We start from the raw sequence: 26,320 nt of genomic DNA, 5'->3' as shown, positions 1-26,320 counted from the left end.
CGCGGCCCGTGCGATCAGCCCTGCCCCAACCACCAGGCGTACGTGGAGGCGATGCCGTCCCGCAGCGGGATGCCCGGCTTCCAGCCCAGCGAGGTCAGACGGGTCACGTCCAGCAGCTTGCGGGGCGTCCCGTCCGGCTTGGTGGTGTCCCAGGCGAGCCGGCCCTCGAAGCCGGTCACCTCGGCGACGGTCTCGGCCAGGGCCTTGATGGTCAGGTCCTCGCCGCAGCCGATGTTGACGGGCTCGTCCCCGTCGTAGCCGTTCAACAGCACCGCGCACGCCGCCGCGAGGTCGTCCACGTGCAGGAACTCGCGGCGGGGGGTGCCCGAGCCCCACAGGGTGACCTCGTCGCGCCCCTCGGCCGCGGCCTCGTGGAAGCGGCGGATCAGCGCGGGCAGCACGTGCGAGGACTGCAGGTCGAAGTTGTCGCCCGGACCGTAGAGGTTCGTCGGCATGGCCGAGATGTACGAGGCCCCGTACTGCTTGCGGTAGGACTGGACCTGGACGATGCCGGCGATCTTCGCCAGGGCGTACGCCTCGTTGGTCGGCTCCAGCGGGCCGGTCAGCAGGGCGTCCTCGCTGATCGGCTGCGGGGCCAGCTTGGGGTAGATGCAGGAGGAGCCCAGGAACAGCAGGCGGTTCACCCCGGCGGCGTGCGAGCCGGCGATGACGCTGAGCTGGATCTTGAGGTTGTCCTCCAGGAACTGCACCGGGTAGGTGCTGTTGGCCATGATGCCGCCGACCTTGGCGGCGGCCAGCACCACCGCGTCCGGACGGACGTCCTTCAGGTACGCCTCGGTGGCGGCGGCATCGCGCAGGTCGAGCTCCGCGCGACCGCGGGTGAGCACCTCGTGGCCGTCGGCGGTCAGGCGCCGGACGACCGCGGACCCCACGAGGCCGCGGTGGCCGGCGACGAAGACGCGGGCGTGCGGGGGCAGGAGCGGCAGCGAACTTGTCATACCGCCGATGATGCCGGCCCCCGGACGCGGGTCGACGCCGAGGTGGCCGGCCCGCGACGGGTCGGAACGGCCGGAATCCGGAGGGCGCAGCTCCGGTTCGGCCGTGTACGGTACCCATCCAGCCCCCGCGCCCGCGCCCGCGCGGACGGAGCGCCCCCCGACCGGGACCCGCGCCCCCGCACGGCGCGGCACCGCCACGGGCCCACAGGCCCGTCACGAACCCCGAGGCACGGCCTCGAAACGCCGGGACGCCGTCCCGGCACGGTGGGGCACGCCCCGCACTTCACGACAGACCGCAACGATTCACAGGGGGACCCCACATGGGCAAGACCGCACTGATCACCGGAGTCACCGGACAGGACGGCTCGTACCTCGCAGAGCTGCTGCTCTCCAAGGGCTACACGGTGCACGGGCTCGTGCGGCGGTCCTCCAGCTTCAACACGGAGCGGATCGACCACATCTACCAGGACCCCCACACGGAGAACCGCTCCCTCGTCCTGCACCACGCGGACCTGTCCGACGGCGTCGCCCTGGTGAACCTGCTCCGCGACATACGCCCCGACGAGGTCTACAACCTGGGCGCGCAGTCGCATGTGCGGGTGTCCTTCGACGCCCCGCTGTACACCGGTGACGTGACCGGCCTCGGCGCCCTGCGCCTGCTGGAGGCGATCCGGGCGAGCGGCATCGACACCCGCATCTACCAGGCCTCGTCCTCCGAGATGTTCGGCGCCACCCCGCCGCCGCAGAACGAGAGCACCCCGTTCCACCCGCGCAGCCCCTACGGCGCCGCGAAGGTCTTCGCGTACTGGACCACGGTGAACTACCGCGAGGCGTACGACATGTTCGCCGTCAACGGGATCCTGTTCAACCACGAGTCCCCGCGCCGCGGCGAGACCTTCGTGACCCGCAAGATCACCCGCGCGGTCGCCCGGATCAAGGCCGGCCTCCAGGACCACCTCTACCTGGGCAACCTCGACGCCGTCCGCGACTGGGGATACGCCCCGGAGTACGTCGACGCCATGTGGCGGATGCTCCAGCAGGACGAGGCGACCGACTACGTGGTCGCCACCGGTGTGGCCGCCACCGTCCGCGAGTTCGTCGAGTCCTCCTTCACCCACGCCGGGCTCGACTGGAACGACCACGTGCGCTACGACGCCAAGTACGAGCGCCCCAGCGAGGTCGACGCCCTCATCGGTGACGCCTCCAAGGCCAACGAACTGCTTGGCTGGAAGCCGTCGGTCCTGGTCGCGGAGTTGGCCCGCATCATGGTCGACGCCGACATCCGCCAGGTCGAGGACCAACTGGCGGGCGTGACGGTACGGATTGATCGCTGAGGGCTTATATTTCCCCTACGCTTTGCTGTGTCCCGGCCATGCTCCGCAGGTCTCTGTGGGTGTGGTCGGGGTAAACCTGCCGTATGTCCGTAGTGCACCCTCCATGCTGAACCCTGTTGATTCCAAGTTGGTATGCAATGGGTCAAGTGAGGTGACCGGGCCCTCACGCGAGCCCTAGTCTGCGCCTGTACATATGGCTGTTCGTCTAGTTCCAGCCATCAAACCGGGCAATTGCCCTGGGGGGCTCATGCGTAGATCCAGAGGGCTGACTGCTGCCCTCGTCCTGTCACTGGCCGGTGCCGGCACCGGTATAGGCCTGGTGCTGATGCCCGAGGCGTCGGCCATCACGCAGCCGGTGGCATTCACGGCCGACGACCTGCCGACCTGGCAGCCGAACGGCATCGTCTTTGCCATGGCCCAGGCCAACGGCACCGTGTTCGCCGGCGGTACCTTCTCGGCGGTCCGTCCGCCGGACAACGCCGGCAGCGGCACCGAGCAGGAAGCCGTGAACTTCGTCGCGCTCGACGCGGCGACGGGCAACCCGACGTCCTGCAAGCTGGCCTTCACCACGGGCGACGGCAGCGCGACCGTCCGTTCGCTGGTCGTCTCGAAGGACAACAAGACGCTGTACGCGGCCGGATACTTCGGGGCCGTCAACGGCACCCCGGTCTCCAGCGTCGCCGCGATCGACATCGAGACCTGCACCCCCAAGGCGTCGTTCCACCCGAGCTTCCCCGCCACCGTGCGCGCGCTCGCCGTCACGGACGACACCCTGTACGCGGCCGGAGACTTCGGCACCGTCGAGGGCCAGACCCGCGCGCGGTTCGCCGCGGTCGACGCCGGCTCCGGTGCGATCAAGCCGTTCGTCGCCAACGCCGACGAGCCCGGCCGCGCCATCGCGCTCAGCAACGACGGCAAGAACGTCCTCCTGGGTGGCGACTTCTTCTCGGTCAACGGCTCCAACACGCACGCGCTGGCCGTCGTCAACGCCACCACGGGCGCCGTCGCCAAGACCTACAACAACATCCCGTCGAACTCGGTCGTCAAGCACATCTCGGCCGACGCGACCGGCTACTACACGGGCAACGAGGGATCCGGCGGCGGCGTCTTCGACGGCCGCATCGGTCTCGGCACCAACTTCACCGAGAAGTGGCGCGACCGCTGCCTCGGCGCCACGCAGTTCGTCCTGCCGTACGACGGAGTCCTCTACAGCTCCTCGCACGCGCACGACTGCTCGCTGGAGAACCAGTTCCCCGACGGCAAGCGCAACTTCCTGCTGGCGCAGCTCACCGACCACGAAGGCGCCGCCCCCGCGCCCGTGGACGGCTTCGTCCGCAGCCCGCGCAAGCTCGGCTGGCACCCCACCGCGAACGACGGCCTCGGCGAGGGCATCGGCCCGCGCGTCATGGCCATCGCGGAGAAGAACGAGACCAAGTACATGTGGGTCGGCGGTGAGTTCACCCTGATCAACGGTCAGCCGCAGCAGGCGCTCACCCGCTTCTCGTCCAAGGGCGACGTCGGCGCGCCGACCACCCCGGTGGCCAGCGCGGGCAGCGTCAAGCCCGGCGAGGCCCAGGTCCGCTGGCGCACCAGCTACGACCAGGACGACAGCAAGCTGACGTACCGCATCTACCGCAACGGCTCGGGCACCCCGATCGCCACCGTCGCGGCGGAGTCCCTGGAGTGGGAGCGCCCGCAGGCCTCCTGGATCGACACCACGGTCAAGGCCGGGCAGTCGTACACCTACCGCGTGACCGCGACCGACGCCGCCGGCAACACCAGCGCGCTGTCGGCCACCACCTCGGTCACCATCCCGAGCTCGGTCCAGTCGTACCCGGACAAGGTCCGCTCGGACGGCGCCAACCTGTACTGGCGCTACGACGACGCGGTCAGCCCGTACGTCGCCGACTCGTCCGCCTCCGGCAACACCAGCGGCATCCAGGTCAACGCCCCGGCGCTGCGCCAGACGCCCGGCGCCGTCACCGGTTCCGGCACGGCCATGGGCTTCAACGGCACCAGCCAGCAGGTGTACAGCGACCACCGCCAGGGCGTCGGGTCCAGCTACACCATCGAGACCTGGTTCAAGACGAACAGCTCGCGCGGTGGCAAGCTGATCGGCTTCGGCAACAACACCACCAACAACAGCGGCACGTACGACAAGCAGCTGTACATGACCAACACCGGCCGCCTGGTCTTCGGCGTGTACAACGGCTCGAACCGGACCATCTCCACCGGTCTGTTCGACCCCTCGTACAACGACAACAAGTGGCACCACGTGGTCGGCACGCAGGGCCCCGGTGGCATGACCCTGTACGTGGACGGTCAGAACAAGGGCACGAACAACGCCTCGACCTCCACCGCGTACCAGGGCTTCTGGCACGTCGGCGGCGACAACCTCGCCGGCTGGCCGACCCGACCGACCAGCAACTTCTTCGCCGGTCAGATCGACGAGACGGCCGTCTACCCGACGGCGCTCACCCAGGCCCAGGTCAAGTCGCACTACGACCTGGCGAAGGCCCCCACCGACACGGTCTCCAAGGTCGTCACGACCGAGGACACCTACGTCAACCAGGGCGCCCCCAACGCCGCCAACGGCGCGGCCACCTCGCTCGCGGTCCGCGGTACCTCGGCCTACCAGACGTACCTGCGCTTCACCCTCCCGGCCGCCCCGGCCGGGCAGGTCCTGAAGGCGGCCTCGCTCCAGGTCAAGACCACGACCCAGGCGGGCGCCGGCACGACCGACACCGTGTCCGTGGTCCCGGTCACCGGTTCCTGGACCGCCGCGGCCACCACGTTCAACACGAAGCCGGCGCTCGGCGGCCCCGCGCTCGGCACCCTCGCGGGCGCCGCGGACGGCTCCGCCGTCCACGGCATCGACCTGGACACCGCGGCGGTCACCGCCCTGCTGGGCGACAACACCAGCCTCGCGCTGACCAGCACGGGTACCGACCCGCTGTGGCTCTGGTCCTCGGAGTCGACGGCCGCGGACGCCGCTCCGCAGCTGATCCTCACCTTCGGCCCGAAGTAACAACCGCCTGACGGAGTACGGGGCCCGCCTCAGCAGGCGGGCCCCGTACTCCTGTCTCACCACCGGCAAGTACGGGAGCCCCTGATGTACCGACGCCCCGCGGCGGCCGCTGTTCTGCTGGCCGCCGCCCTGACGCTGACCGCCTGCAGTTCGGGCGACGGCAAGGCCGATTCCGAGGCCGCGAAGCCGAAGCCGCCCGCCTCGTCGTCGGTTCCCGACCCGGCGGACGCCCCGCCGGCCTCGGCGACCCCGTCGACCGACACGAAGCCGACGGGCCCGGTCCTCCCCGACGCGAAGCTGACCCCGAAGACGGGCAACTTCACGGACAAGCAGAAGAAGTACCTGAGCGGCCGGGTGCCGGAGAAGATGGACCCGGCGGCCGTCCTCCAGACCGGCCAGGAGTCCTGCCAGCGCGTGGAGCGCACCGCCAAGCGCGACAAGGACGCGGCGACCGGGGCCGTCATCACCGGGGAGATCCCGGGGGCGAAGGACGCGATCACCATGCTGTGCCCGGAGCAGAAGCCGATCCTCGCGGCCGCGGAGAAGGGCTTCCCCGAAGGCCCCCGGAAGTCGCCCGCCGCGGGCAACTACCGGGCGCTGACCCAGAGCACCACCTGCACCTGGGAGGCGAAGGGCAAGGACGGCGCCGTCCTCGCGTCGGGTCCGGCGGCCCCCCTCAAGGCGGGCGACAAGGTGACGGCCACCATCCCGGCCGGCGCCGCGGAGTTCAACTCCGCGGGCTGCTACGCCTGGATCCGCGCCTGACGCACCCCGGCCCGCCCCGTACCGCAACGCCGCCGCCGCCCGAACTGCCGGGCGGCGGCGGCGTTTTCGCGTCCCGTTGCCGGGTACCCGCGTGTGACACGACCAAGACTGTGAAGGCGGTAGGTATGCGCGGCATCGGCGGTTGCATCGCCCTGATCGTGGTGGGAGCCATCCTCACCTTCGCGAGCGACTGGAAGATGGAGAGCGTCAACCTCGATCTGGTCGGCCTCATCATGATGGCGGCCGGTGGCATCGGCCTCGCCGTCTACGCCAGCGTCCTCAAGCGCCGGCGCGCCGCCGGGGTCCTCCCGGTGGTCGAGGGCCGTCGCGACGGCGTCTGACCGCCCCCGGGGCCCGGCCACGCGGCCGGGCGACCCGGGGGAGCCCGGGGAGGTGTCAGCGGGTGCGCGCCGCGGCGGCCTCGTAGACCGGCAACAGGGTGTCCAGGACCGCGTCCATCGAGAAGGACTCCGTCGCCAGCTTGCGGGCGGCGACCGAGGCCGCCGCGTTGGCGGCCGGCTCCAGCAGCGCGAGGATCGCCTCGGCGACCCCCGCCGGACCCGGCTCCACGGCCCGGCCGGCCCCCGCGGCGGCGATGTCGCGGGCCAGCCCGTTGGAGTGGGTGACCACCGTCGGGACGCCCACCGAGAGGGCCTCCAGGACCGACATGGGGAACGGTTCCTCCACCGACGGCAGCACGTACACGTGAGCCCGGCGCAGCTCCGTCAGCACCTCGGCGCTGGACAGCGCCCCCGGCACGGTGAACCGGTCGCCGAGCCCCAGGGCCGCGATCCGCGCCCGGACCGCGTCCAGCTCCCCCTCGTCCGGCCCCGCCACCACGAACTCCGCGTCCGGGTGGACGGCCAGCACCGCCGGGGCCGCGTCCACGAAGTCCACCGGACGCTTGCGGGCCTGCAGACGCGCCGAGTACAGCACGCGCGGCGCCCCGCTCGGCTCGGGCCGCTCCTCCTGCGCCGGAGTGCCGTTGACGAGCCGGACCGCCGACGCGAGCGCGGGCGGCCCCACCACCGCGTCCAGGCCCTCCCGTTCGTGCGGGGTCAGGTACAGCACCGCGTCCGCGCCGCGCAGCAGTCGGCGTACCGCCACCGCGTCCAGCACCTTCGCCAGCAGCTTCCCGCTCGGGTCCACCATCCCGTGGGTCTGGAGCACCAGCGGCCTGCGGGCCCGCAGCGCCGCCAGCGCCACCGGCAGCGTGACCAGGTCACGGGCCAGGTGGACGTGGACCACGTCGGCGTCGCGGACCAGCCGACCCGCCGAGGCCAGCAGGGCCGGCGAGGTCATCCCGCTGAAGCCCAGGGGGAGCAGCCGTCGGGCGGGGAACAGCTTCGCCGGGACGCCCTCCACCGAGGTCGGCCACGGGTCGGGGAAACCCTCGCCCAGGGCCAGCAGTCGGGCTTCGTGACCGCGCGCCCGCAGCCCCTTGGCGAGGTTCAGCGCGACCCGCACCGGCCCGCCGAAGGCGTGCGAGGGGGAGTGCAGCGTAACGGCGTGCAGGACTCTCACTTGGGCTCCTCCACCGGGCGGCGACGCCCGTCCTGGGTCTGCAGGGTCAACGCCGGCAGGTCCTTGTGGACCACGGCGCCGGCGCCCGCGACCGCGCACCGGCCGATCGTCACGCCGGCCAGCACCGTCGCGCGTACGGCCACCCACGCGCCGTCCTCGACGACGATCGGGGCGTTGCGGTAGCGGAAGTCGGCGGCCCGGTGGTCGTGCGAGCCGGTGCAGAGCAGGGCCTCCTGCGAGACGCACACGTTCGCCCCGATGGTCACCGGCTCCAGGTTGAGCAGCCAGGCGCCCTCGCCGATCCAGGCGTGGTCCCCGACGGTCAGTTTCCACGGCCACAGCACGCGCACCCGGTGGCGGATCAGCACACCCTCGCCGATCTTCGCCCCGAAGGCCCGCAGCAGCGCGACGCGCAGCCGGGCCGGGCAGAACCAGGCCATGAACACCGTGTTCATCACGGCGAACCAGAGCGCCTGCGTCAGCAGTCCGCGCCCCTTCTCGTATCCGGCCAGCGTGAACGCAGGAAGATCCCGCAACTGTCGCCCCTCGTCCTCCACCCCCGAGCACCGTCGGCGGGCGTCTCCCCCAACCGCGCCTCCCCGGGCGCCGCCCGCTCAGACTAGACTGCGCGCGGACCAGGCACACCGGGTGGGGGCAGCAGTGGCAACAGACGTACACAAGCCCGCCGTCACGCGCCCGATACCCGGCGTGCCCGACCCGGACGACGAGAAGAAGTGGGGTCGGGTCACCACCCCGCGCACCCTGCTCTCTCGCGCGTTGTCCATCCCACTCATCCTCGGCTTCAGCGTCTTCCTGCCGCTCGTGGTCGCCATCCAGTCCGGCGACGGCCAGCACGACGCCGCCTTCTGGCTCCAACTCCTGCTCACCATGTACGCGGGCGCCCGACTGTCCGCGATGGTGCTGACCAGCCGCCGCAAGCTCCTGCAGGGCTCGTTCTGGCTCTTCGTCTACATGGCGATGGGGGTGGCCCCGCTCGCCCAGGCCGTCCTCGGCCGGGTCCCCACGCCCGTGGTCGGGCCCCGCTCCGACCTGACGCTCGCCATCGGGCTCGTCCTGCTCGGCTGCCTCGCGTTCGACGTCGGCGTCCTCCTCGCCCGGCACCGGCCGACGGGCCTCGCCGGTGGTTCCCGCAAGGAGGAGAAGCCGGTCATGGCGCACAAGCGGCGCCTGCAACTGCTGACCGTCCTCGCCTTCCTGGGCAGCGCGGCCTTCATCATCAAGCTGGGCGGCCCGAGCGTCTTCTTCTCCAGCCGCCAGGAGATCATCGCCGGCATCGAGGAGGCGGGCGTCTCCAACGGCGACGGACAGGCCGGCCAGGCCCTGCTGCGCGGCTTCGGCACCGTGCCGGCCCTGCTCGCCCTGCTCCTGTACACGCGCTGGCTGATCACCTCGAAGTTCGCCCGCCGCAAGGTGTCGATCATCGTCACCTGGTCGGGGCTGGCCGCGCTGAACCTCGTGGTCAACAACCCGATCTCGAACCCGCGCTACTGGTTCCTCACCGTCATGTTCGCGCTGCTGTTCACCGTCTTCCCGGTGAGCGCCGCGATGTACCGGGTGGCGCTGTCGATGGCCGTGGTGATCGCCCTGCTCGTCTTCCCGTTCGCGGACCGCTTCCGCTACGACGAGAAGAACTACAAGCCGGTCGAGACGACCTCGTTCCTGGAGCCGATGGCGCTCAAGGACTACGACCAGATCGGCATGTTCGCCAACACCATCACCTACGCGGACTCCGGCCCGGGCCACTCCTACGGGCGCCAGCTCGCCGGTTCCGTCTTCTTCGCCGTGCCCCGCTCGGTCTGGCCGAGCAAGGCACGCGACACCGGCGTGATGGTCGGCCAGTGGATGGGCACGATCAACACCAACCTCTCCTCCCCGATCTGGGCGGAGCTGTGGCTGGACTTCGGCACGCTGGGCATGGGCGCGGGGCTGCTGGGGTTGGGCTACGCGGCTGCCCGCGTCGACCGGCGGTACGCGAAGCGCGCCACCCGCCGGTCCCCACCCGGCAGCCTGATCTCGGTGGTCGTCCCGCTGGTCGCGGGCTACTCCTTCATCCTGCTGCGCGGACCGCTGCTCCAGGCCTCGGGCCGCGTCGCGATAGCGGCCCTGTGCCTGGCTCTCGTGGCGACGTACCGCACGGACAAGGACGTCACCCTGCGCTGATCCGCCGCCGGGGCGTGCGGCGCGCCCCGCGCGGGGTCAGGCGGCGCGGCTCTCGGTCACCGGGTCGGGCGTCGGGCCCGCGGTCGCCGTCGGCACGGGCAGCCGTACGACGCGCACCCAGCCGGCGGCGGCCTTGGCGGCCGAGCCGACGGCCAGCCCCCACGCGGCGCCGGCGACGCCCCAGGCCGCGTACCCGCCCAGCAGCAGCCCCACCGACAGCAGCGAGAACACCACCTGGAGCGAGAGCGTCGCCTTCGGGTTCAGCACCCGAAGGGTCAGCAGGGCGCAGGTGCCCAGTCCCATGACCGCGTACTGCGCGCCCGTCGCCGGCAGCAGCGCGGCGGCCGCCGTCCAGGTGTCGCCCAGCAGTTGGCGGCCCACGGAATCGGGCAGCGCGTACAACACCGCCCCCCAGCCGGCGCCGAGGACGGCCAGGGCGCCGCCCATCAGCAGCGTCAGCCGGACCACGCCCCGCTTGCCGGAGGCCCGGCCCACCACGGGCGGCCCGAAGGCGTTCGCGGAGTTGAACAGCACGTTCAGCGGCCCGAACAGGGTCGTCGCACCACGCAGCGCTCCCACGGCCAGGGGCGTCGCGAAGACGCCGAGGCCCAGGACGGCGAGCTGACTGGACCCGTTGCCCACCGCGAACTCGACGACGAACCGCTGCCCCAGGTGCCCGCGGCGCAGGTACGGACGCAGGTCCGTCGCCGCGCCTCGCACGGCCGGCCGCAGCAGGAGCAGCCCCAGGGCCAGGGCGGGCAGCGCGGAGATCCCCCACACCAGGACGAGGCGCCCCGCCGACGCCCCTTCGGGCTGGAGCAGCAGGGCGGGCACCACGCACACCAGACGCAGCGCGTCGGCGGCCAGGGCCCGCTCGGGCGCGCGCAGAGCGGAGAAGCAGTACCGCAGTCCGTCCTGGACGAGCACCGGCGGCAGGACCAGACCCAGCGCGAGGACCGCCCACCCGGTGGCCCCGGGCAGCAGCAGGCCCACGAGGACGAGCACCACGCCGACGGCGGTCGCGGCCGCCGCGGTGAAGGCGACGGCCGAGCGGCACACGCCCGCGAGCCGCTCGCCCTTCTCCAGCACCACGGTCTGTCCGACGTAGGCCATGTTCAGCCCGAGGAGCACGGTGAACGTCACGTACACCATCGAGAAGTCGGCGAACCCGGCTGCCGAGGACAGCCGGGCGGCCAACACCAGCACCAGGATGTTGGTGGCGCTGGAGGCCGCCTGGTCCAGGACCGAGGCGACCGCGGCGAGTCCCCGCCGACTCACCGCCGGCCCATGCGGACCGTGCGCAGCGCCACGGTGTCGGTGCCGTCACCGGGGATGTGCTGCTCCGGCTCGGCCACCTCGTAGGGGATCGGCTGCGGGGCGGACGGGCCGGCCGGCCGGGGCGGCGTGTCCTGCGAGGTGGTCTCCCCCTTGCCCTTGCCGCGTCCGCGCTTCTCGGTGGGCAGCGGGGTGTGCAGCACGGCGCCGAGCACCGTGCCGCCCGCGCCGCTGATCAGTTCGCGGATGCGGGAGAGGTCGGTGCGCCGCACGGCGCGCGGGTCGCAGACGACCAGCACCCCGTCGACGCGGTCGACGAGCGCGAGGGCGTCGGCGTACGAGAGCACGGGCGGCGCGAGCACCACGACCGTGGAGTTGGGGGAGTCGGCCTCGGAGATCAGCCGGGTCGAGCGCGGGGACGTCAGGGCGCGGGCGACGTTGCGGACCCGCTCGCCCGGGATCAGGTCGAAGGCACCGGACTCACCGGCGTCCACGACGAGCTGACGTCCGTCGGGCCAGTCGGAGTCGCCGCTCTGCCCGGCGGCGGGACCGCCCGGCATCTGGCTCCAGCGCGGCCGGCCTCCCGCGTCGGTCGGCAACTGGCTGGCCAGCACCGGGGTGCGCAGGTCCGCCTCGATGAGCAGGACGTCCTTGCCGGTCTCGGCGAAGGAGGCGGCCAGGTTCACGGCCACCGCCGCGGCGGTCTCGCTGGAGCCGCGCGGGGCGACGACCAACAGGCGGCGCCGGTCGGCGAACCGGGCGTCGTAGGCGAGTCGGAACGCCACCGAGCGGAACTCCTCGGCCAGCCGCGGATCCTCCTCGCCGGCCGCGAGCAGCGGACCGCCGCCGGTCTTGTCCCGCGGCAGGGAGCCCAGTACGGGGGCGCGCAGGGCCCGGGCGACATCGCCCTCGGAGCGCGGAGCCGGGTCGAAGACGAGCCGGACCCAGGCGGCGAGCAGGCCGAGCGCGAGGCCCACGGCCGCGCCGATCGCCAGCGACATCGGGATGCCGGGGCCGTCGGGCTCGGACGGCGGGGTCGCGGGGCTGGTGACGCGCCCCGGGGTCATGTCGAGGGCTTCGAGCTTGGTGATGCTGTTGTTGTAGCGGCCGACCTCGCTCTGGAGGTCGGTCTTGCTGGAGGTGGCCGCGTCCCGGGTGGCGCCCGCCGGCATCCGGGAGATGTCCTTGGCCAGCTCGTCCAACTGCTTGGCGACCGGGTCGCGCTGGTCCTGGTAGCCCTTGACCATCTTGTCGCGGGTGACGTCGAGGGCCTCCTGCCGCTTGAGCAGGTAGGCGCCGGTCATCGCGTTGGCGCGCTTGGCGGCCTCCTGGGGGGAGGACGAGGTGTAGGTGAAGCGCAGCACCATCGTCTGCGGCGGGTTGGTGACCTGGAGACCCGAGCGCAGACCGGCGAGGCCGGACGCGTTGACGCCGAGCTTCTTCGCGGCCTCGTTGGCGATGGAGCTGGAGAGCGCGACCTGACGCTCGGAGCCGATGTTGATCGCCTTGTCGGGCGCGAGGCTCGGGTTGAACGGGTCGTCGGTGGGTGCGCGCAGCACGACGTCGGCGGTGGCGACGTACGTGTCGGCCGTGGATATGCCGAGGTAGACACCACCCAGCAGGCCGACGCCGACGCCCGCCAGGAGAAGTCGGCGGTAGCGCAGGAGCTGCTTGAACTGGTCCCGGAGGAGGTCGGGTTCGTCCTCTGCCGGAGCCGCTGCCGGGCGGTTCGTCTCGATCACGGCCGGGGACCCCCAAGTGCTTCGTCTATCAGTGCGTCGATGCGGGCGAGGCCCGCTTCCCTGCTCAGGTGGGCCGCCACGTGGGCGGGCCCGGCGGCCCCCAGCGCGTTCGCGCCTTCGGGATCCTCGGCCAGGGCCCGGACGGCCTTCAACAGGGCGTCGGGGTCCTCCGGCGGTACGAGCACCCCCGCGCCCGAGCGTTCCACTTCCTGGGCCGTTCCGCCCTGTGCCGCGACGGACGCGAGGACGGGCCGGCCCGCCTGGAAGTACGAGGTGAGCTTGGACGGCACGCTCATGTCCATCACGGCCGCGTGCTGCGTGACCGCGAGCACGTCCGCCGCCGCGAGGATATCCGGGAACTCGCCGTCAGCGGCAGGGGGGATGATGTCAAGGTTCGGCACATCGGCGGCGAGGTCGGCGAGAGTGGAGCGCTGGCTTCCGTCGCCCATGAGGACAAAGCGGACGTTCGGATCCAGCCGCGCGGCGCCGACGAGCACTTCCAGACCCTGCTTGAGGCCCATGTTCCCGGAGTGCAGAACCACCGTCTGACCAGGGGCCCAGCCCAGGTGCCGGCGGGTCTCGCCGCGCGGCTTCGTGGGGACCGACACGTGGGACCAGTTGGGCACCAGGCGGATCCTCTTCGGGTCCACGCCCATGCCGACGACCCGGTCCACGAACGTCTCGTGAATCACACCGACCAGGGTGGCGCGCTTGAGGGCGTACGCCTCGGCGCGACCGGCGACGGCGGCCGCCTTGTCGCCGCCGCTGATTCCGCTCTGCGCGGCGGCGGCGCCCATCAGGTCCTGGACCACCGGGACGTAGGGGACCTTCCACTTGGCCGCGAGTCGCGCGGCGAGGACCCCGCCGGCCAGGCTGGGCATCTGGGCCATGACCGCGTCCGGCTTCGGCATCCGCGGCGGGGCCGCGGCCCCGTGCAGCAGAATCGATCCCTCGAAGAGGGCCCGCTTGACGGCGGTCTGGCGCTGCGGAACGGTGTGCGCGCGCCGGTGCACGGTCACCCCGGCGCGCTGTTCCGTGCGCCGTAGCGCCCCCTTGTACTCCGGCTCGAGAGACCAGGCCGGGTAGTGCGGCATACCTGCCAGTACATGGGTCTCGTGGCCGAGATCCGCCCAGTGCTCGGCGATCTGGGTGGCGTACGGCCCGATCCCCGCGTGCTCAGGAGCGTAATTGGTGGAAACCAGCAGCAGGCGCCGGTGACCGGATCTGGACACTGAAGGTCCCCTTCTCCCCTGGATGATGCGCACGTCACCCTATTCGTTCACCGACGTGACGCGGTACGTGCACGCTATTGTCTGCTAATCCGCCACACCCGGGGGTGTGGCTCATGGGGGGTAACCGATGACGGAGCAGGACATGGCAGACCTTGGTGCGCCCGCGCGCAGGCCGTATCGAGTGGGCTATGCGCCGGGTGCGTACGATCTGTTCCATATCGGACATCTCAATATCCTTCGCCACGCCCGGAGTCAGTGCGACTACCTGGTCGCCGGCGTGGTGTCGGACGAGATGGCCGAACTCGCCAAGGGCCGCCGTCCGATGATCCCGCTGGTGGAGCGGCTGGAGATCGTCCGCAGCGTCAAGTACGTCGACGCCGCCTTCGTCGAGACGGTCCCGGACAAGGTGGAGACCTGGAAGCAGGTCCGCTTCGACGTCATCTTCAAGGGCGACGACTGGCGCGGCACCCCCAAGGGCGACCGGCTGGAGAAGGACTTCGCCGAGCACGGCGTCGACGTCGTCTACTTCCCCTACACGGTCCACACCTCCAGCACCCAGCTCCGTCGGGCCCTGGACGCCCTGTCGCAGCCGGCCGTTCCGCCCCAGGCCACCCACCTCGCCGGCGAGGGCATCACCGCGGAACGGCGCTGAGCTCCCGGTACCACTTCGCGAGGAACGCCAGCAGGAACAGCGCGGCGACCGCGCCCAGTCCCGCGTACGCCCAGCGGAACAGCTCCCCGCCGCCGAGCAGCAGGAACACCAGACAGAACACCCCGTAGTCCACGGGCAGCAACGCCACCGCGCGCACGGTCGACGGCGCGGCGGCGGCGCTCCCCGGCGCCGGCCTGGGCTTGAGCTTCTCGGTGAGCAGCCCGCCGAAGAAGGTGACGATCGCGGCGAACTGGAAGCCGAGCGGCACCAGCAACCAGCCGTCCCCGCCCGTCCCGTACGCGTCGGGGAAGCGGTAGAAGGCGATCAGCACACAGGTGTGCAGGGCCGTCAGCTTGGCGCAGTCCACGACGTGGTCCAGCCATTCGCCCGAGGCGCTGCCGCCCCCGCGCAGCCGCGCGAGCTGGCCGTCGGCGGAGTCGAAGGCGAAGCCGACCGCGAGCGCGGCCCACACGACGATCCCGAGCCCCCACGAGGGCGCGGCCAGCGCGACGACGGCGACGGCGGCGAAGCTGAAGGCGGCGCTGATCAGGGTGACCTGGTTCGGGGTGAGGCCGAGGGCGTACGACCCGGCGGCCAGGTACCGCCCGGCGGGACGGTTGACGTACCGGGAGTAGAGCGACACGCCCTTCGCCGACTTCTGCGCCCCGCGCAGCTCCCGCAACGCGGTCCCGAATCTCGCCATCCGGCCAAGCCCCTTTGAACGTGTGTACGTATGAAGGGCACATCATCGCAGGACCGGTGCGGCCTTCCGTCCGGGATGTGCCCGGACGTCCTGAAGCAGCAGTACGGACAGGTTCGCGGCGGCGGTGAGCACGGCCGCCACCAGCAGCGGGACCGTCGTCCCCGCGACCGCCGCGAGCGGAGCCGCCGTCGCGAGGCCCAACGGCCGGGCGCCGAAAGAGATCAGGGTGTCGAAGGAACCGACCCGCCCCAGGGTCTCCGGCGGGACACGGCGCTGGATCTCCGTCTCCCACAGGGGGCTCAGCAGCCCCACGCCGAACATGGCGACGAAGAGGGCCGCGGCCGTGACCGCGAGCGGCGACCGCAGGGCGAAGGCCGTCAACGGCAGGGCCTGGAGCGAGGACGCGACCGCCACCCAGACCAGCGGCCGTCCCACGCGCAGCCGACCGGCGAGCCAGACCCCGACGAGCATCCCGGCCGTGCCCAGTTGCGCGATGACCACCCAGGCGCCCTCGCCGCCCAGGCTCCGCACGGCGATCAGCGGGCCCAGGGTGAGCAGCAGGCCGGCCGCGAGGTGCCAGACGCCGTGGGCCACGACATTGGCCAGAAACCACGGGTGCCGCCGGGTCTCCGCCCAGCCCGCCCGCAGCTCCGTGAGGAAGTGGGCGCGCGCCTCGCTCCGGGCGGGCGGCGCGGTGCGCAGCCCGCCGAGGGTGAGCGCGGAGCAGACGAACAGGGCACTGGTGAGCAGGGAGGACCAGCCCGCGCCGACGAGCAGCACCATCGCGCCGGCGGCGGCGGGCCCGGCCATCAGGGCGAGGGCGTTGGCCACCCCCAGCCGGGCGTTGACCCGCAGTCGGCCCTCCTCGGGGACGACGGCCGCCACCAGCGTCCGGGCGGAGGGGTTGCCGAAGGCCACGGCGATCCCGGTCACGCCGGCCAGCGCCGCGAGCTCGGGGATCCGCACGGGGCCGGACAGCAGCAGCGCTCCGATGCCCAGTTGCGCGGCGGCGCGTGCGAGGTCGGCCACGAGCACCACCCGTCGGGCGGGGTGGCGGTCGGCCACCACGCCCGCGAGGGGCAGGAGGAGCAGCATCGGGAGCAGTTCGGCGGCGAGCACCAGGCCGAGGTCGCCGGCCGAACCGGTGCGCACCACCGCGAGGGTGAGGGTGGTGGGGATCAGGGCCGTGGCGAAGGCGGCGAAGGCGCGCCCGGTGAGCAGTCGCCAGATCGTCGGGGTCATGACACCGGACACTATTTCGCCAGCGAATGATTCGTCAACGAAATACTTCGTGCGGGTGCGATACTGCCGCCCATGGACACCGAGGACTCCGTCGACCGGCACATCGCCCGCTGGAGCGGCAAGGTCCCCTTCGACGTGCCCACCGAGGAGGTCATCACCCGCATCCAGCTCCTCGCCAAACACGTGAAGCACGGCAAGGAACGGGCGATGGCCGAGACCGGCCTGCAGGGGTTCGAGTTCGAGACCCTCCACCGGATCGCCTCCCGGGGCGCCCCCTGGCGGGCCCCCTCCTCCGAGCTGGCCGCCGAGATGCTGCTCTCCCCGGCCGGGATGACCGGCCGCCTGGACACCCTGGAGAAGTCCGGTCTGATCCGGCGCATCCGCGCCGCCGGGGACCGCCGCCGCGTCGACGTCGAGCTCACCGACGAGGGACACCGCCGCTGGACCGAGGCCATGCGCTGGCGCGGCATCGCCGAGGCACGGTTGATCGACCCGCTCGACGACGCCGAACGGGCCGCGCTCGCCGCCCTCCTCAAGCGGATGCTCCTCCACGCCGAAACGGGCTGACCCGGCCGCCGCCCCCGGCCACCACCACCCTCAACCCACCATCCTCAACCCACCACCCTCAGCAGCAGCACCGACCTCGCCGGAACCGACAGCGCCTCCCCGCCCCGGTGTCGGGTCGCGGGCGCCGTGCCCTGCTCCTCCCGCGAGGTGTCCAGCACCAGTTCGTACGTCGTCGCCCACGGCGCGCCCGGCAGCATCCACTCCACCGGCCGGTCCCCGGCGTGCAGCAGCGCCAGGAAACTGTCGTCCGTCACCTGGCGACCCCGCTCGTCGCGACCCGGGATGTCGCGCCCCGACAGGTACAGACCCAGCGCGGCGGCCGGCGCGTACCAGTCCCGCTCCGTCATCTCCTTGCCGCCGGGGGTGAACCAGGCCAGGTCCCGCAGCCCGTCCGCGCCCTGTGCCCGACCCGAGAAGAACGCCCGCCGGCGCAGCACGGGATGCTCGCGGCGCAGCGCCAGCACCCGTGTGGCCAGGGCGAACAGCTCCCGCCACACCGGGTCCTCCAGCAGCGACCAGTCCACCCAGCTCGTCTCGTTGTCCTGGCAGTACGCGTTGTTGTTGCCGCCCTGCGTGCGGCCGAACTCGTCGCCGGCCACCAGCATCGGCACGCCCGTCGACAGCAGCAGCGTGGTCAGCAGGTTCCGCAACTGCCGGCGCCGCAGCGCGCCGATCCGGGGGTCGTCGGACTCGCCCTCCGCCCCGCAGTTCCACGACCGGTTGTCGTTGGTGCCGTCCCGGCCGTCCTCGCCGTTGGCTCCGTTGTGCTTGCGCTCGTGGCTCACCAGGTCGCGCAGGGTGAACCCGTCGTGCGCGGTCACGAAGTTCACCGAGGCGTACGGCCGCCGCCCGCCCCACGCGTACAGGTCGCTGGACCCCGACAGCCGGTACCCGAGGTCCCGCACGTCGGGCAGCGCGCCCCGCCAGAAGTCCCGGACGGCGTCCCGGTAGCGGTCGTTCCACTCCGTCCACAGCGGCGGGAACGCGCCCACCTGGTAGCCGCCGGACCCGACGTCCCACGGTTCCGCGATCAGCTTGACCCGCCGCAGCACCGGATCCTGGGCGATCACCGCGAGGAACGGCGAGAGCATGTCCACGTCGTGCATCGAGCGGGCCAGCGCCGCCGCCAGGTCGAAGCGGAAGCCGTCCACGCCCATCTCCGTCACCCAGTACCGCAGCGAGTCGGTGATCAGCCGCAGCACGTGCGGGCGCCCGGCGTGCAGGGTGTTCCCGCAGCCCGTGTAGTCGGCGTACCGGCGCTGGTCGGACTGGAGCCGGTAGTAGCCCCGGTTGTCGATCCCGCGCAGGGACAGCGTCGGGCCCAGCTCGCCCGCCTCCGCCGTGTGGTTGTAGACCACGTCGAGGATGACCTCGATGCCGGCCGCGTGCAGCGCCTTCACCATCCGTTTGAACTCGCCGACCTGCTGTCCGGTCGTCCCGCTCGACGAGTAGCCCGCGTGCGGGGCGAAGTAGCCGATCGAGTTGTAGCCCCAGTAGTTGCGCAGGTTCCGGCGCAGCAGGTGGTCCTCGTGCGCGAACTGGTGCACCGGCAGCAGCTCCACCGCCGTCACCCCGAGCCGGGTCAGGTGCTCGATCGCGGCCGGATGGGCCAGGCCGGCGTAGGTGCCGCGCAGCTCCTCGGGAATGCCCGGATGGCGCATCGTGAAGCCGCGCACGTGCAACTCGTAGATCACCGAATCGGCCCAGGGGGTCTTGGGCCGGACGTCGTCCGCCCAGTCGTCGTCGTCGTGGACGACGACCCCCTTCGGCACGGACTGCGCCGAGTCCCGGTCGTCGCGCACGGTGTCCGCGATGTACTGCTGCGGCCAGTCCCGCACGTGGCCGTACACCTCGGGCGGCAGCCCGAAGTCGCCGTCCACGGCCCGCGCGTACGGGTCCAGGAGCAGCTTCGCCGGGTTGTACCGGGCGCCCGTCCAGGGGTCCCAGCGCCCGTGCACCCGGAATCCGTACCGCTGTCCGGGGCGCACGCCCGGCACGAAGCCGTGCCAGATCTCGTGCGTGAGCTCCGTCAGGGCGCACCGGGTCTCGGTGCCGGACCCGTCGAACAGGCACAGCTCCACCGCCTCCGCGCCCTGCGCCCACAGCGCGAAGTTGGTCCCCGCGACCCCGTCCGGCCCGGTCCGGAACCGCGCCCCCAGGGGGTGCGAGGACCCGGGCCACACCGCCGGCCCCGGGCGCGCGGACACCCGTGACGCGGGGCCGGGACGTGGTGTGACCTGGCCGTTCGTCCGGCCGTTCACCTGACCGTTCGACTGCCCGTCGAGGTGCGGTACGGGCGCGGTCCCGCCGCGCCGTACGTCACCCTCGACGGCTTCCACCGCCTCTTGCTCGGCTGCGCTCGACACTGCCCGCCTCCACGGCTCTCGGTACCTGCGGGGGTGGGGAGTGCGCGGTCCCGGCGTCCCGGCCGGATCCGCCCCCGTCTGGTCCTTCCCACTGTTCTGCCCGTACTGCCCCGCCCGGAACGTGGGCCGCCCCCACGTTTCCCCCGGAGGGGGCCGGTCGTTGGACAGTCCGTGACTCATCTGACGAGGCGGGCAGGGGCGGGCTTGGCCGCCGTGGCGGCATGGGCGGGCCTGCTGGGCGGGCTCACCGGCTGCACCAAGGACGGCGGATCCCCGGTCGAGATCCAACTGCCCGGCAAACCCCGGTCGCCGGACGAGGCCATCCGGATCAGCCCCGGGGACAACGCCAAGGGGGTCCCGGCCGACGGGCCGCTGGTCGTGAACGTCCCCGAAGGACGGCTGGAGCGGGTCGTCGTCACCAAGGTGGAGGACGCCCAACAGGAACAGGTCCCCGGCACCATCGCCGCCGACGGGCTCAGCTGGAGCCCCGACCCGGCGGCCGGACGGCTCTCGCTGGCCGCCAAGTACACCGTGGACGCGGTCGCCCTCGACGGGCACAACCGCCGCCAGGCCCGGCACACCACCTTCACCACCTACGTTCCCGAGGAGCGGTTCATCGGCTACTTCAAGCCCGAGAACCGCTCCACCGTGGGCACCGGCATGATCGTCTCCTTCAACTTCAACCGCGCCATCAAGCAGCGCGCCGAGGTGGAACGGGCCATCACCGTCACCTCCAGGCCCGCCGTGGAGGTCGTCGGCCACTGGTTCGGGGACGGCCGCCTCGACTTCCGGCCCAAGGAGTACTGGAAGCCGGGGACGGAGGTCACCGTGAAGATGAACCTGCGCGACGTCGAGGGCGCGCCCGGTTCGTACGGGATCCAGGACAAGACCGTCACCTTCACGGTCGGTCGCTCGCAGATCTCCACCGTGGACGCGGCCGCGCACACCATGGAGGTCCGCCGGGGCGGGGAGCTGGTGTCCACCGTCCCGATCACCGCGGGCGCCCCGAAGAACACCACCTACAACGGCAAGATGGTGGTGATGGAGATGTTCGACGTGACCCGGATGAACGGTCAGACCGTCGGCTTCGGCGGCGAGTACGACATCCCCGACGTGCCCCACGCCATGCGGCTCACCAACTCCGGCACCTTCCTGCACGGCAACTACTGGGCCAGCCCCGACACCTTCGGCAGCACCAACGTCAGCCACGGCTGCGTGGGCCTGCGCGACGACAAGGGCGGCGGTTCGGACACCCCGGCGGGCTGGTTCTTCGACCGGACCCTGGTCGGGGACGTGGTGGTCGTCGAGAACTCGCAGGACAAGACGGTCTCCCCCAGCAACGGGCTGGGCGGCTGGAACATGACCTGGGCCGACTGGATCGCCGGCTCGGCCGCCCGCTGAGCGGCCGCCCCCCGGTCGCACCAATCGAGTGATTGTCGGACCGGATGGCCGTAGTGGGATCGTGTCGCCGATCCGGCACACCGGAGCCTGCCGTCAGCCTGTCAGGGCCAACAGCGCAGGCAACGGACGGAGTGTCATGTCAGCAAGGAACTGGACCCTCGGCCTCGCGATCGGGGCCGTGCTCACCACCGGCGCCCCCGCGGCCCTCGCCGCGGGCCCCGGCGGCGAGCAGCCGGCACGGGTCCTGCGGGCCCCTCTGCCGGGCGGGCTCGGTCCCTGCGTCCCGGGCACCTGCCCGAACCCGTTCCCCCCGATCGGCACCGGCACCAGGCCCGTCGGCACCGACAACGCCGTGAACATCTTCGTCGGCGGCGACTTCCTCGTCCGCGAACGCGCCGCGGAGGCCGAGGGCCGGGTCGTGGTCCTCGGCACCTTCGACCAGGACAAGGTGGCCGGGGCGAGCTCCGCCTACAACATCGGGATCGTCGGCGCGGGCTCGCTGGTCCAGCCGCCGCTCGGCTCGAACTTCCTCACCACCGGCCGGAACGTGGACATCGCCGCCGGCGAACGACTGATCTCCGACGGCGGCGTGGTCCGCCACGCGGGCACCGCCCCCGGGGCCGGCACGGTCACCGGCACCCTGCGCGCCGACCCGAACGCCGTCGCCCCCTACGCCGGCCTGCGGGACGGCCTCACCGCCGCCGGCAGGTGCTACGCCCGGGTCGGCGCGGCCCCCCGCCCGGCGACCGGCACGGTGGTCGACCGGAACGGCACCTTCGTCTTCACCGGCGACGACAGCTCCCGGCTCCAGGTCTTCAACCTCGACACCGACCTGGTCGGCCGCAACGGCGGGGCCGTCGGCATCCGCTTCGCCCGGATCCCGGCGAACGCCACGGTCCTGGTCAACGTCCTCGGCACGACCCGGACGATCAACACCTACAGCGGCACCATCGTCGACGGCGCCGACACCTTCAACGCCCTGCGCACCCGACTGCTGTGGAACTTCCCGGACGCCACGACGGTCAACCTGAACGGCAGCGGCCAGTTCCAGGGCAGCGTGCTGATCGGCGAGCCACGTTCCCGGGCCACCGTCACCCTGCCCGGCATGAACGGTCGCTTCTTCACCACCGGCGACCTCACCCACACCGGCGTCCAGGGCGGAGGCGGCGGCCAGGAGTTCCACGCCTACCCCTTCGACGGTGACCTCCCCGACTGCGCCCCGCCGGTGACGACCGGCGCGGTGTCCGTGCTCAAGCGGGACGAGACGGGCCGCCCGCTCGCCGGCGCGCGCTTCGAGCTGTGGCGCGAGACCAACGACACGCCCGGCCTCCAGACCAACGGCGCGGAGGCCGACACCAGGGTCACCGAGTGCACCACGCCCGATAACGGTGTCTGCTCCCACACCACGGACCTCGGCCGGTACTACTGGCGCGAGACCGTCGCCCCCACCGGCTACCGCCCCGCCCCGAACCCGGTCTTCCCGCTGGTGCTGACCGCGGACGGCGCGAGCGCCGGCGTCCGCGTCACCGTCGACAACGAGCGGCTGCCGGTGCCCACCGTCAAGGTCGTGCTCTGGAAGTCCGACCTCGCCACCGGCGCCGCGCTGCCCGGCGGCCGCTTCGACCTGTGGCGCGAGAGCAACGGCCGCACGGGCCTGCAGACCGGCGGAACCGACCCGGACACCAGGCTCCCCGGCGAGTGCGTGACCGACGCCGACGGCAGCTGCACGGTGTACCTGCCCGCCGGCCCGACGTACTACTGGCGCGAGACCGCGGCACCCGACGGCTACAACCCGCCGGAGGACCCGGTGGTGGCCTTCACCCCGGACGCGGACGACGTGACGGAGGGAATCGTCGTCAACGTCCCCAACACCAGGGAGCCCGAGGAGGACCCCGGCACCCTGCGCCTGGTGAAGAAGGACGCCAAGACCGGGCGACCGCTGCGCGGCGCCGTGTTCGAGGTCTGGAAGGAGACCAACAACACCGAGGGGCTCCAGACCCGCGGCATCAACGCCGACCGCAGGGTCAAGCCGGGCTGCGCCACCGACCGCGAGGGGATCTGCGACTTCGACCGGCTCTCCGAGGGCTCGTACTACCTGGTCGAGACGGACGTCCCCGAGGGCTACGTCCTGCCGACGAACCGGGTCACCGGTCCGCTGAAGCTCGACGGGACGACCCCGAACCACCGACTCGTGGTCACCCTGCGCAACAAGCGGGACGACCACGGCAAGGACCCGAAGGGCCCGCGCGCCTGAACCCGGGCGACCCCGGCCCGGGTACGCCGGCGGAGTGACCTCCTCACCCCGCCGGCGCACCCGGGCGGCCGCACCGGGCGGGACCGGGTTGGCTGGGCGCCGAGTGCCCGACCGGCGGGCGCGAGGAGGTCCACATGCCCGCAGGGGACACCATCGGCGCGACGGGCCGCCCGGCCCGCGGGACGTCCGCGATACGCGGGGCGCTCGCCCTGGCCGCGGCCCTGACCCTGGGCGCCCTCGCCGCCCCGACCGCAGCCGCGGCCCCCGCGCGGCGCGCCCCGGAGCCCGAACCCGCCTGCACCGCCGGTACCGGCCCCTACCAGCGCGAGTTGGAGGCCGGACTGGGCCAAGCGGTCGACGGGGTGCAGTCCACCGCCGACTGCGTCGCCGTCCGCTCCTTCCAGCGGACCCACCGCGTCACCCCCGCCGACGGCTACGCCGGCCTCGTCACGCACCGCACGATGGTCGCCGCGAACGCGCGCCGGAACCCCAACGCCGACGGCTCCTGCCCGGTCCGTGAGCACCGGGTGACCTGTGTGGACCTGGAACGCCAACTCCTGTGGGTACAGCGCGGGGAGCGGATCGTCTTCGCGCCCGTGCCCGTCCGTACCGGCCGCGACGAGCAGGAGACCCGGCCCGGTTGGCACGAGGTGTACTGGCGCAGCGAGGACCACGAGTCCACGTTGTACGACAACGCGCCCATGCCGTACGCCCAGTTCTTCGACGGGGGTCAGGCCCTGCACGGCCGCCCCGGCGACCTCTACGCGCACGGCGGTTCGGCGGGCTGCGTCAACCTCTCGGTGCCCGACGCCGAACGCCTGTGGAACCTGCTGGCCGAGGGAGACGCGGTCTACGTCTGGGGTACCAAACCCGGTACGGACGACTGAGTACGCGACCGCCCCGTGGCTTGGGACCGAACGGTGACAAGACCGTATCTTTTCGTGTTCTTCCCGTGTGATTTCCTGTCGACAAGCGCGCGACTGTCCGTGCGCGGGGGACATGGGGAGAACACGAGTGAACCTGCAGCCGATTCGCGGTCGAGTCCGCACCGGCCTGCCGGCCCTCCTGCTGGGAGCGGCCCTGCTGCTCACCACCGCGTGCAGCGGTGGCGGCAACGGCGGGGGCAGTGGCGGAGACGACAACGCCGGGGGCGGCGCCGGGAAGACCGGCACCGAGGCGTCGAAGGCGGTCGTCAACGTCAAGCCCGACGACGGGGCCAAGGAGGTCGCCACCAGCGGCATCCTGAAGATATCCAGCACCGGTGGCAAGCTCACGACGGTGACGGTCGCCGACACCAAGGGCAACGCGGTGGCCGGCAAACTCACCGCGGACGGCGCGACCTGGGAGCCCGAGCGCCATCTGGCCTCGGCCACCGAGTACAAGGTGCACGCGGTGGCCAAGGACACGGCCGGCCGGGAGTCGGTCAAGGACACCACCTTCACCACCCTGACCCCGGAGAACACCTTCGTGGGCCACTACACCCCCGAGGACGGTTCCACGGTCGGCGTGGGCATGCCCGTCTCCATCAACTTCACCCGCGGCATCACCAACCCGGAGGCCGTCGAGAAGGCCGTCACGGTCACCGCCGAGCCCTCCGTCCCGATCGAGGGCCACTGGTTCGGCAACGACCGCCTCGACTTCCGCCCCGAGAAGTACTGGGCGGCGGGTACCAAGGTCACGGTGAAGCTCGCCCTCGACGGCGTCGAGGGCCGGGAGAACGTCTACGGCAAGCAGACCCGCACCTTCTCCTTCACCATCGGCCGCTCCCAGGTCTCCACGGTCGACGCGAGCGCGCACACCATGGAGGTCGTCCGTGACGGCCAGGTCCTGAAGAACCTCCCGATCACCGCGGGCGCCCCGTCGACGACCACCTACAACGGACAGATGGTCATCAGCGAGAAGTACAAGGTGACCCGGATGAACGGCGCCACCGTCGGCTTCGGCGGCGAGTACGACATCTCGGACGTGCCGCACGCGATGCGCCTGTCGAACTCGGGCACCTTCGTCCACGGCAACTACTGGGCCTCCTCCTCCACCTTCGGCTCGGAGAACGTCAGCCACGGTTGCGTCGGCCTGCGCGACGCGCGCGGCGCCGGCGACCCCGACCAGCCCGCCGCCTGGTTCTTCGACCAGTCGCTCATCGGTGACGTGGTCGTCGTGAAGAACTCCAAGGACAAGGAGATCGCCCCGGAGAACGGCCTCAACGGCTGGAACATGGACTGGGCGGAGTGGGTCAAGTAATCCCACCCCGTAGGTGATCGAGTGGCCCGGCGCTGTGACCCACGGCACCGGGCCACTCGCTGTTAACCGGTACTAACCTTCCCGCATGACCCTCTCTCTCGAAGTCTCCGAAGGCGTCGGCACCCTCCGCCTGGACCGGCCGCCCATGAACGCCCTGGACATCGCCACCCAGGACCGGCTGCGCGAGCTCGCGGTGGAAGCCGGCGACCGGGCCGACGTCCGCGCGGTCGTCATCTACGGCGGCGAGAAGGTGTTCGCCGCCGGCGCGGACATCAAGGAGATGCAGACCATGGACCACGCGGCGATGGTCGCCCGGTCCCGCGGTCTGCAGGACGCGTTCACGGCCGTGGCCCGGATCCCCAAGCCCGTCGTCGCGGCCATCACCGGCTACGCCCTGGGCGGCGGTTGTGAGCTCGCGCTCTGCGCCGACTACCGGATCGCCGCCGACAACGCGAAGCTCGGGCAGCCCGAGATCCTGCTGGGCCTGATCCCGGGCGCGGGCGGCACCCAGCGACTGTCCCGTCTGATCGGCCCGTCCAAGGCCAAGGACCTCATCTTCACCGGCCGGATGGTCAGGGCCGAGGAGGCGCTCACCCTCGGTCTGGTCGACCGGATCGTGCCGGCCGCCGAGGTGTACGAGCAGGCGCACGCCTGGGCCGCGAAGTTGGCGCAGGGCCCCGCGCTCGCCCTGCGGGCCGCCAAGGAGTGCGTCGACGCCGGCCTGGAGGCGGACATCGACACCGGGCTGACCATCGAACGCAACTGGTTCGCGGGCCTCTTCGCCACCGAGGACCGCGAGCGCGGCATGCGCAGCTTCGTGGAGGAGGGCCCCGGGAAGGCCAAGTTTCTCTAGC

21 protein-coding genes are annotated in these 26,320 nt (G+C 72.1%); 12 read left to right on the top strand and 9 right to left on the bottom strand.

Annotation, left to right across the window (positions count from 1 at the left end):
- Window positions 1-14: 14 nt before the first annotated feature.
- Window positions 15-959 (bottom strand): GDP-L-fucose synthase, encoded by a 945-nt coding sequence (locus ACFYW3_RS21475; RefSeq protein WP_053677734.1) that lies wholly within the window; start codon window positions 957-959, stop codon window positions 15-17.
- Window positions 960-1,279: 320 nt separating this feature from the next.
- Here ACFYW3_RS21475 and gmd point away from each other — a divergent pair, with 320 nt between their 5' ends.
- From gmd to ACFYW3_RS21455, 4 genes are all read left to right on the top strand, one after another.
- The gene (gene gmd, locus ACFYW3_RS21470; protein WP_351757072.1) at window positions 1,280-2,293 is read left to right on the top strand and encodes a GDP-mannose 4,6-dehydratase; all 1,014 of its coding nucleotides are present in this window, start codon (window positions 1,280-1,282) and stop codon (window positions 2,291-2,293) included.
- A 247-nt stretch (window positions 2,294-2,540) separates the two neighbouring features.
- Window positions 2,541-5,321, top strand: coding sequence for a LamG-like jellyroll fold domain-containing protein (locus ACFYW3_RS21465; protein ID WP_389386988.1), 2,781 nt, complete (start codon window positions 2,541-2,543; stop codon window positions 5,319-5,321).
- Window positions 5,322-5,405: 84 nt separating this feature from the next.
- Window positions 5,406-6,086 carry a hypothetical protein gene (locus ACFYW3_RS21460; RefSeq protein ID WP_389386987.1) on the top strand — a complete coding sequence of 227 codons (681 nt, stop codon included), beginning with the start codon at window positions 5,406-5,408 and terminating at the stop codon, window positions 6,084-6,086.
- A 125-nt stretch (window positions 6,087-6,211) separates the two neighbouring features.
- A complete protein-coding gene (locus ACFYW3_RS21455; RefSeq protein WP_351750629.1) occupies window positions 6,212-6,427 on the top strand; it encodes a hypothetical protein in 216 nt (71 codons plus the stop codon).
- 55 nt (window positions 6,428-6,482) lie between these two features.
- Here ACFYW3_RS21455 and ACFYW3_RS21450 read toward each other — a convergent pair whose 3' ends face one another.
- Window positions 6,483-7,610 (bottom strand): glycosyltransferase, encoded by a 1,128-nt coding sequence (locus ACFYW3_RS21450; RefSeq protein ID WP_389386986.1) that lies wholly within the window; start codon window positions 7,608-7,610, stop codon window positions 6,483-6,485.
- Complete coding sequence (locus tag ACFYW3_RS21445) at window positions 7,607-8,146, bottom strand: WcaF family extracellular polysaccharide biosynthesis acetyltransferase (RefSeq protein ID WP_351750610.1); 540 nt, start codon at window positions 8,144-8,146, stop codon at window positions 7,607-7,609. Before ACFYW3_RS21445 ends, ACFYW3_RS21450 begins: the two co-directional genes overlap by 4 nt.
- Window positions 8,147-8,270: 124 nt before the next feature.
- Here ACFYW3_RS21445 and ACFYW3_RS21440 point away from each other — a divergent pair, with 124 nt between their 5' ends.
- A complete protein-coding gene (locus tag ACFYW3_RS21440) occupies window positions 8,271-9,791 on the top strand; it encodes a hypothetical protein (RefSeq protein WP_389386985.1) in 1,521 nt (506 codons plus the stop codon).
- Between the two features lie 36 nt (window positions 9,792-9,827).
- Here the strand turns inward: ACFYW3_RS21440 and ACFYW3_RS21435 are convergent, their stop codons facing one another.
- The 3 genes from ACFYW3_RS21435 to ACFYW3_RS21425 are packed head-to-tail and all read right to left on the bottom strand — an operon-like array spanning window position 9,828 to window position 14,010.
- Window positions 9,828-11,069: a hypothetical protein gene (locus tag ACFYW3_RS21435; RefSeq protein WP_351750609.1), complete on the bottom strand. Its 1,242-nt coding sequence runs from the start codon at window positions 11,067-11,069 to the stop codon at window positions 9,828-9,830.
- Window positions 11,066-12,808, bottom strand: a complete 1,743-nt coding sequence (locus ACFYW3_RS21430; RefSeq protein WP_351750608.1) for a lipopolysaccharide biosynthesis protein — start codon at window positions 12,806-12,808, stop codon at window positions 11,066-11,068. The genes ACFYW3_RS21435 and ACFYW3_RS21430 overlap by 4 nt, the downstream gene beginning before the upstream one ends.
- Entirely contained in the window at window positions 12,805-14,010 is a 1,206-nt protein-coding gene (locus tag ACFYW3_RS21425) for a glycosyltransferase family 4 protein (protein WP_351750626.1), read from the bottom strand. The genes ACFYW3_RS21430 and ACFYW3_RS21425 overlap by 4 nt, the downstream gene beginning before the upstream one ends.
- Before the next feature lie 172 nt (window positions 14,011-14,182).
- On the opposite strand from ACFYW3_RS21425, the gene ACFYW3_RS21420 reads away from it, so the two are divergent.
- The gene (locus tag ACFYW3_RS21420) at window positions 14,183-14,692 is read left to right on the top strand and encodes an adenylyltransferase/cytidyltransferase family protein (protein WP_351750607.1); all 510 of its coding nucleotides are present in this window, start codon (window positions 14,183-14,185) and stop codon (window positions 14,690-14,692) included.
- Here ACFYW3_RS21420 and ACFYW3_RS21415 read toward each other — a convergent pair.
- Together ACFYW3_RS21415 and ACFYW3_RS21410 are read right to left on the bottom strand one after the other, a co-directional pair.
- Window positions 14,673-15,395 (bottom strand): CDP-alcohol phosphatidyltransferase family protein, encoded by a 723-nt coding sequence (locus tag ACFYW3_RS21415; RefSeq protein ID WP_351750605.1) that lies wholly within the window; start codon window positions 15,393-15,395, stop codon window positions 14,673-14,675. The two genes, ACFYW3_RS21420 and ACFYW3_RS21415, sit on opposite strands and share 20 nt — an antisense overlap.
- A gap of 42 nt (window positions 15,396-15,437) precedes the next feature.
- Window positions 15,438-16,637 carry an MFS transporter gene (locus ACFYW3_RS21410; protein ID WP_351750603.1) on the bottom strand — a complete coding sequence of 400 codons (1,200 nt, stop codon included), beginning with the start codon at window positions 16,635-16,637 and terminating at the stop codon, window positions 15,438-15,440.
- 72 nt (window positions 16,638-16,709) lie between these two features.
- Here ACFYW3_RS21410 and ACFYW3_RS21405 point away from each other — a divergent pair, with 72 nt between their 5' ends.
- Window positions 16,710-17,204 (top strand): MarR family transcriptional regulator, encoded by a 495-nt coding sequence (locus ACFYW3_RS21405; RefSeq protein ID WP_351750602.1) that lies wholly within the window; start codon window positions 16,710-16,712, stop codon window positions 17,202-17,204.
- Between the two features lie 44 nt (window positions 17,205-17,248).
- On the opposite strand, the gene glgX is transcribed toward ACFYW3_RS21405, so the two are convergent.
- Complete coding sequence (gene glgX / locus ACFYW3_RS21400) at window positions 17,249-19,411, bottom strand: glycogen debranching protein GlgX (protein WP_389387015.1); 2,163 nt, start codon at window positions 19,409-19,411, stop codon at window positions 17,249-17,251.
- A 339-nt stretch (window positions 19,412-19,750) separates the two neighbouring features.
- Here glgX and ACFYW3_RS21395 point away from each other — a divergent pair, with 339 nt between their 5' ends.
- The 5 genes from ACFYW3_RS21395 to ACFYW3_RS21375 all read left to right on the top strand — a co-directional run bounded on the left by ACFYW3_RS21395 (window position 19,751) and on the right by ACFYW3_RS21375 (window position 26,319).
- The gene (locus tag ACFYW3_RS21395; RefSeq protein ID WP_351750624.1) at window positions 19,751-20,971 is read left to right on the top strand and encodes an Ig-like domain-containing protein; all 1,221 of its coding nucleotides are present in this window, start codon (window positions 19,751-19,753) and stop codon (window positions 20,969-20,971) included.
- Between the two features lie 136 nt (window positions 20,972-21,107).
- Complete coding sequence (locus ACFYW3_RS21390) at window positions 21,108-23,225, top strand: choice-of-anchor A family protein (protein WP_389386984.1); 2,118 nt, start codon at window positions 21,108-21,110, stop codon at window positions 23,223-23,225.
- Window positions 23,226-23,359: 134 nt separating this feature from the next.
- Window positions 23,360-24,112 (top strand): L,D-transpeptidase, encoded by a 753-nt coding sequence (locus ACFYW3_RS21385; protein WP_351750597.1) that lies wholly within the window; start codon window positions 23,360-23,362, stop codon window positions 24,110-24,112.
- 112 nt (window positions 24,113-24,224) lie between these two features.
- A complete protein-coding gene (locus ACFYW3_RS21380; RefSeq protein WP_389386983.1) occupies window positions 24,225-25,466 on the top strand; it encodes an Ig-like domain-containing protein in 1,242 nt (413 codons plus the stop codon).
- 85 nt (window positions 25,467-25,551) lie between these two features.
- A complete protein-coding gene (locus ACFYW3_RS21375) occupies window positions 25,552-26,319 on the top strand; it encodes an enoyl-CoA hydratase/isomerase family protein (RefSeq protein WP_389386982.1) in 768 nt (255 codons plus the stop codon).
- Window position 26,320: the final 1 nt, after the last annotated feature.

The sequence above is a fragment of the Streptomyces sp. NPDC002602 genome, assembly GCF_042889445.1.
Lineage (GTDB): Bacteria > Actinomycetota > Actinomycetes > Streptomycetales > Streptomycetaceae > Streptomyces.
This window is presented reverse-complemented; position numbering and strand designations above follow the sequence as displayed.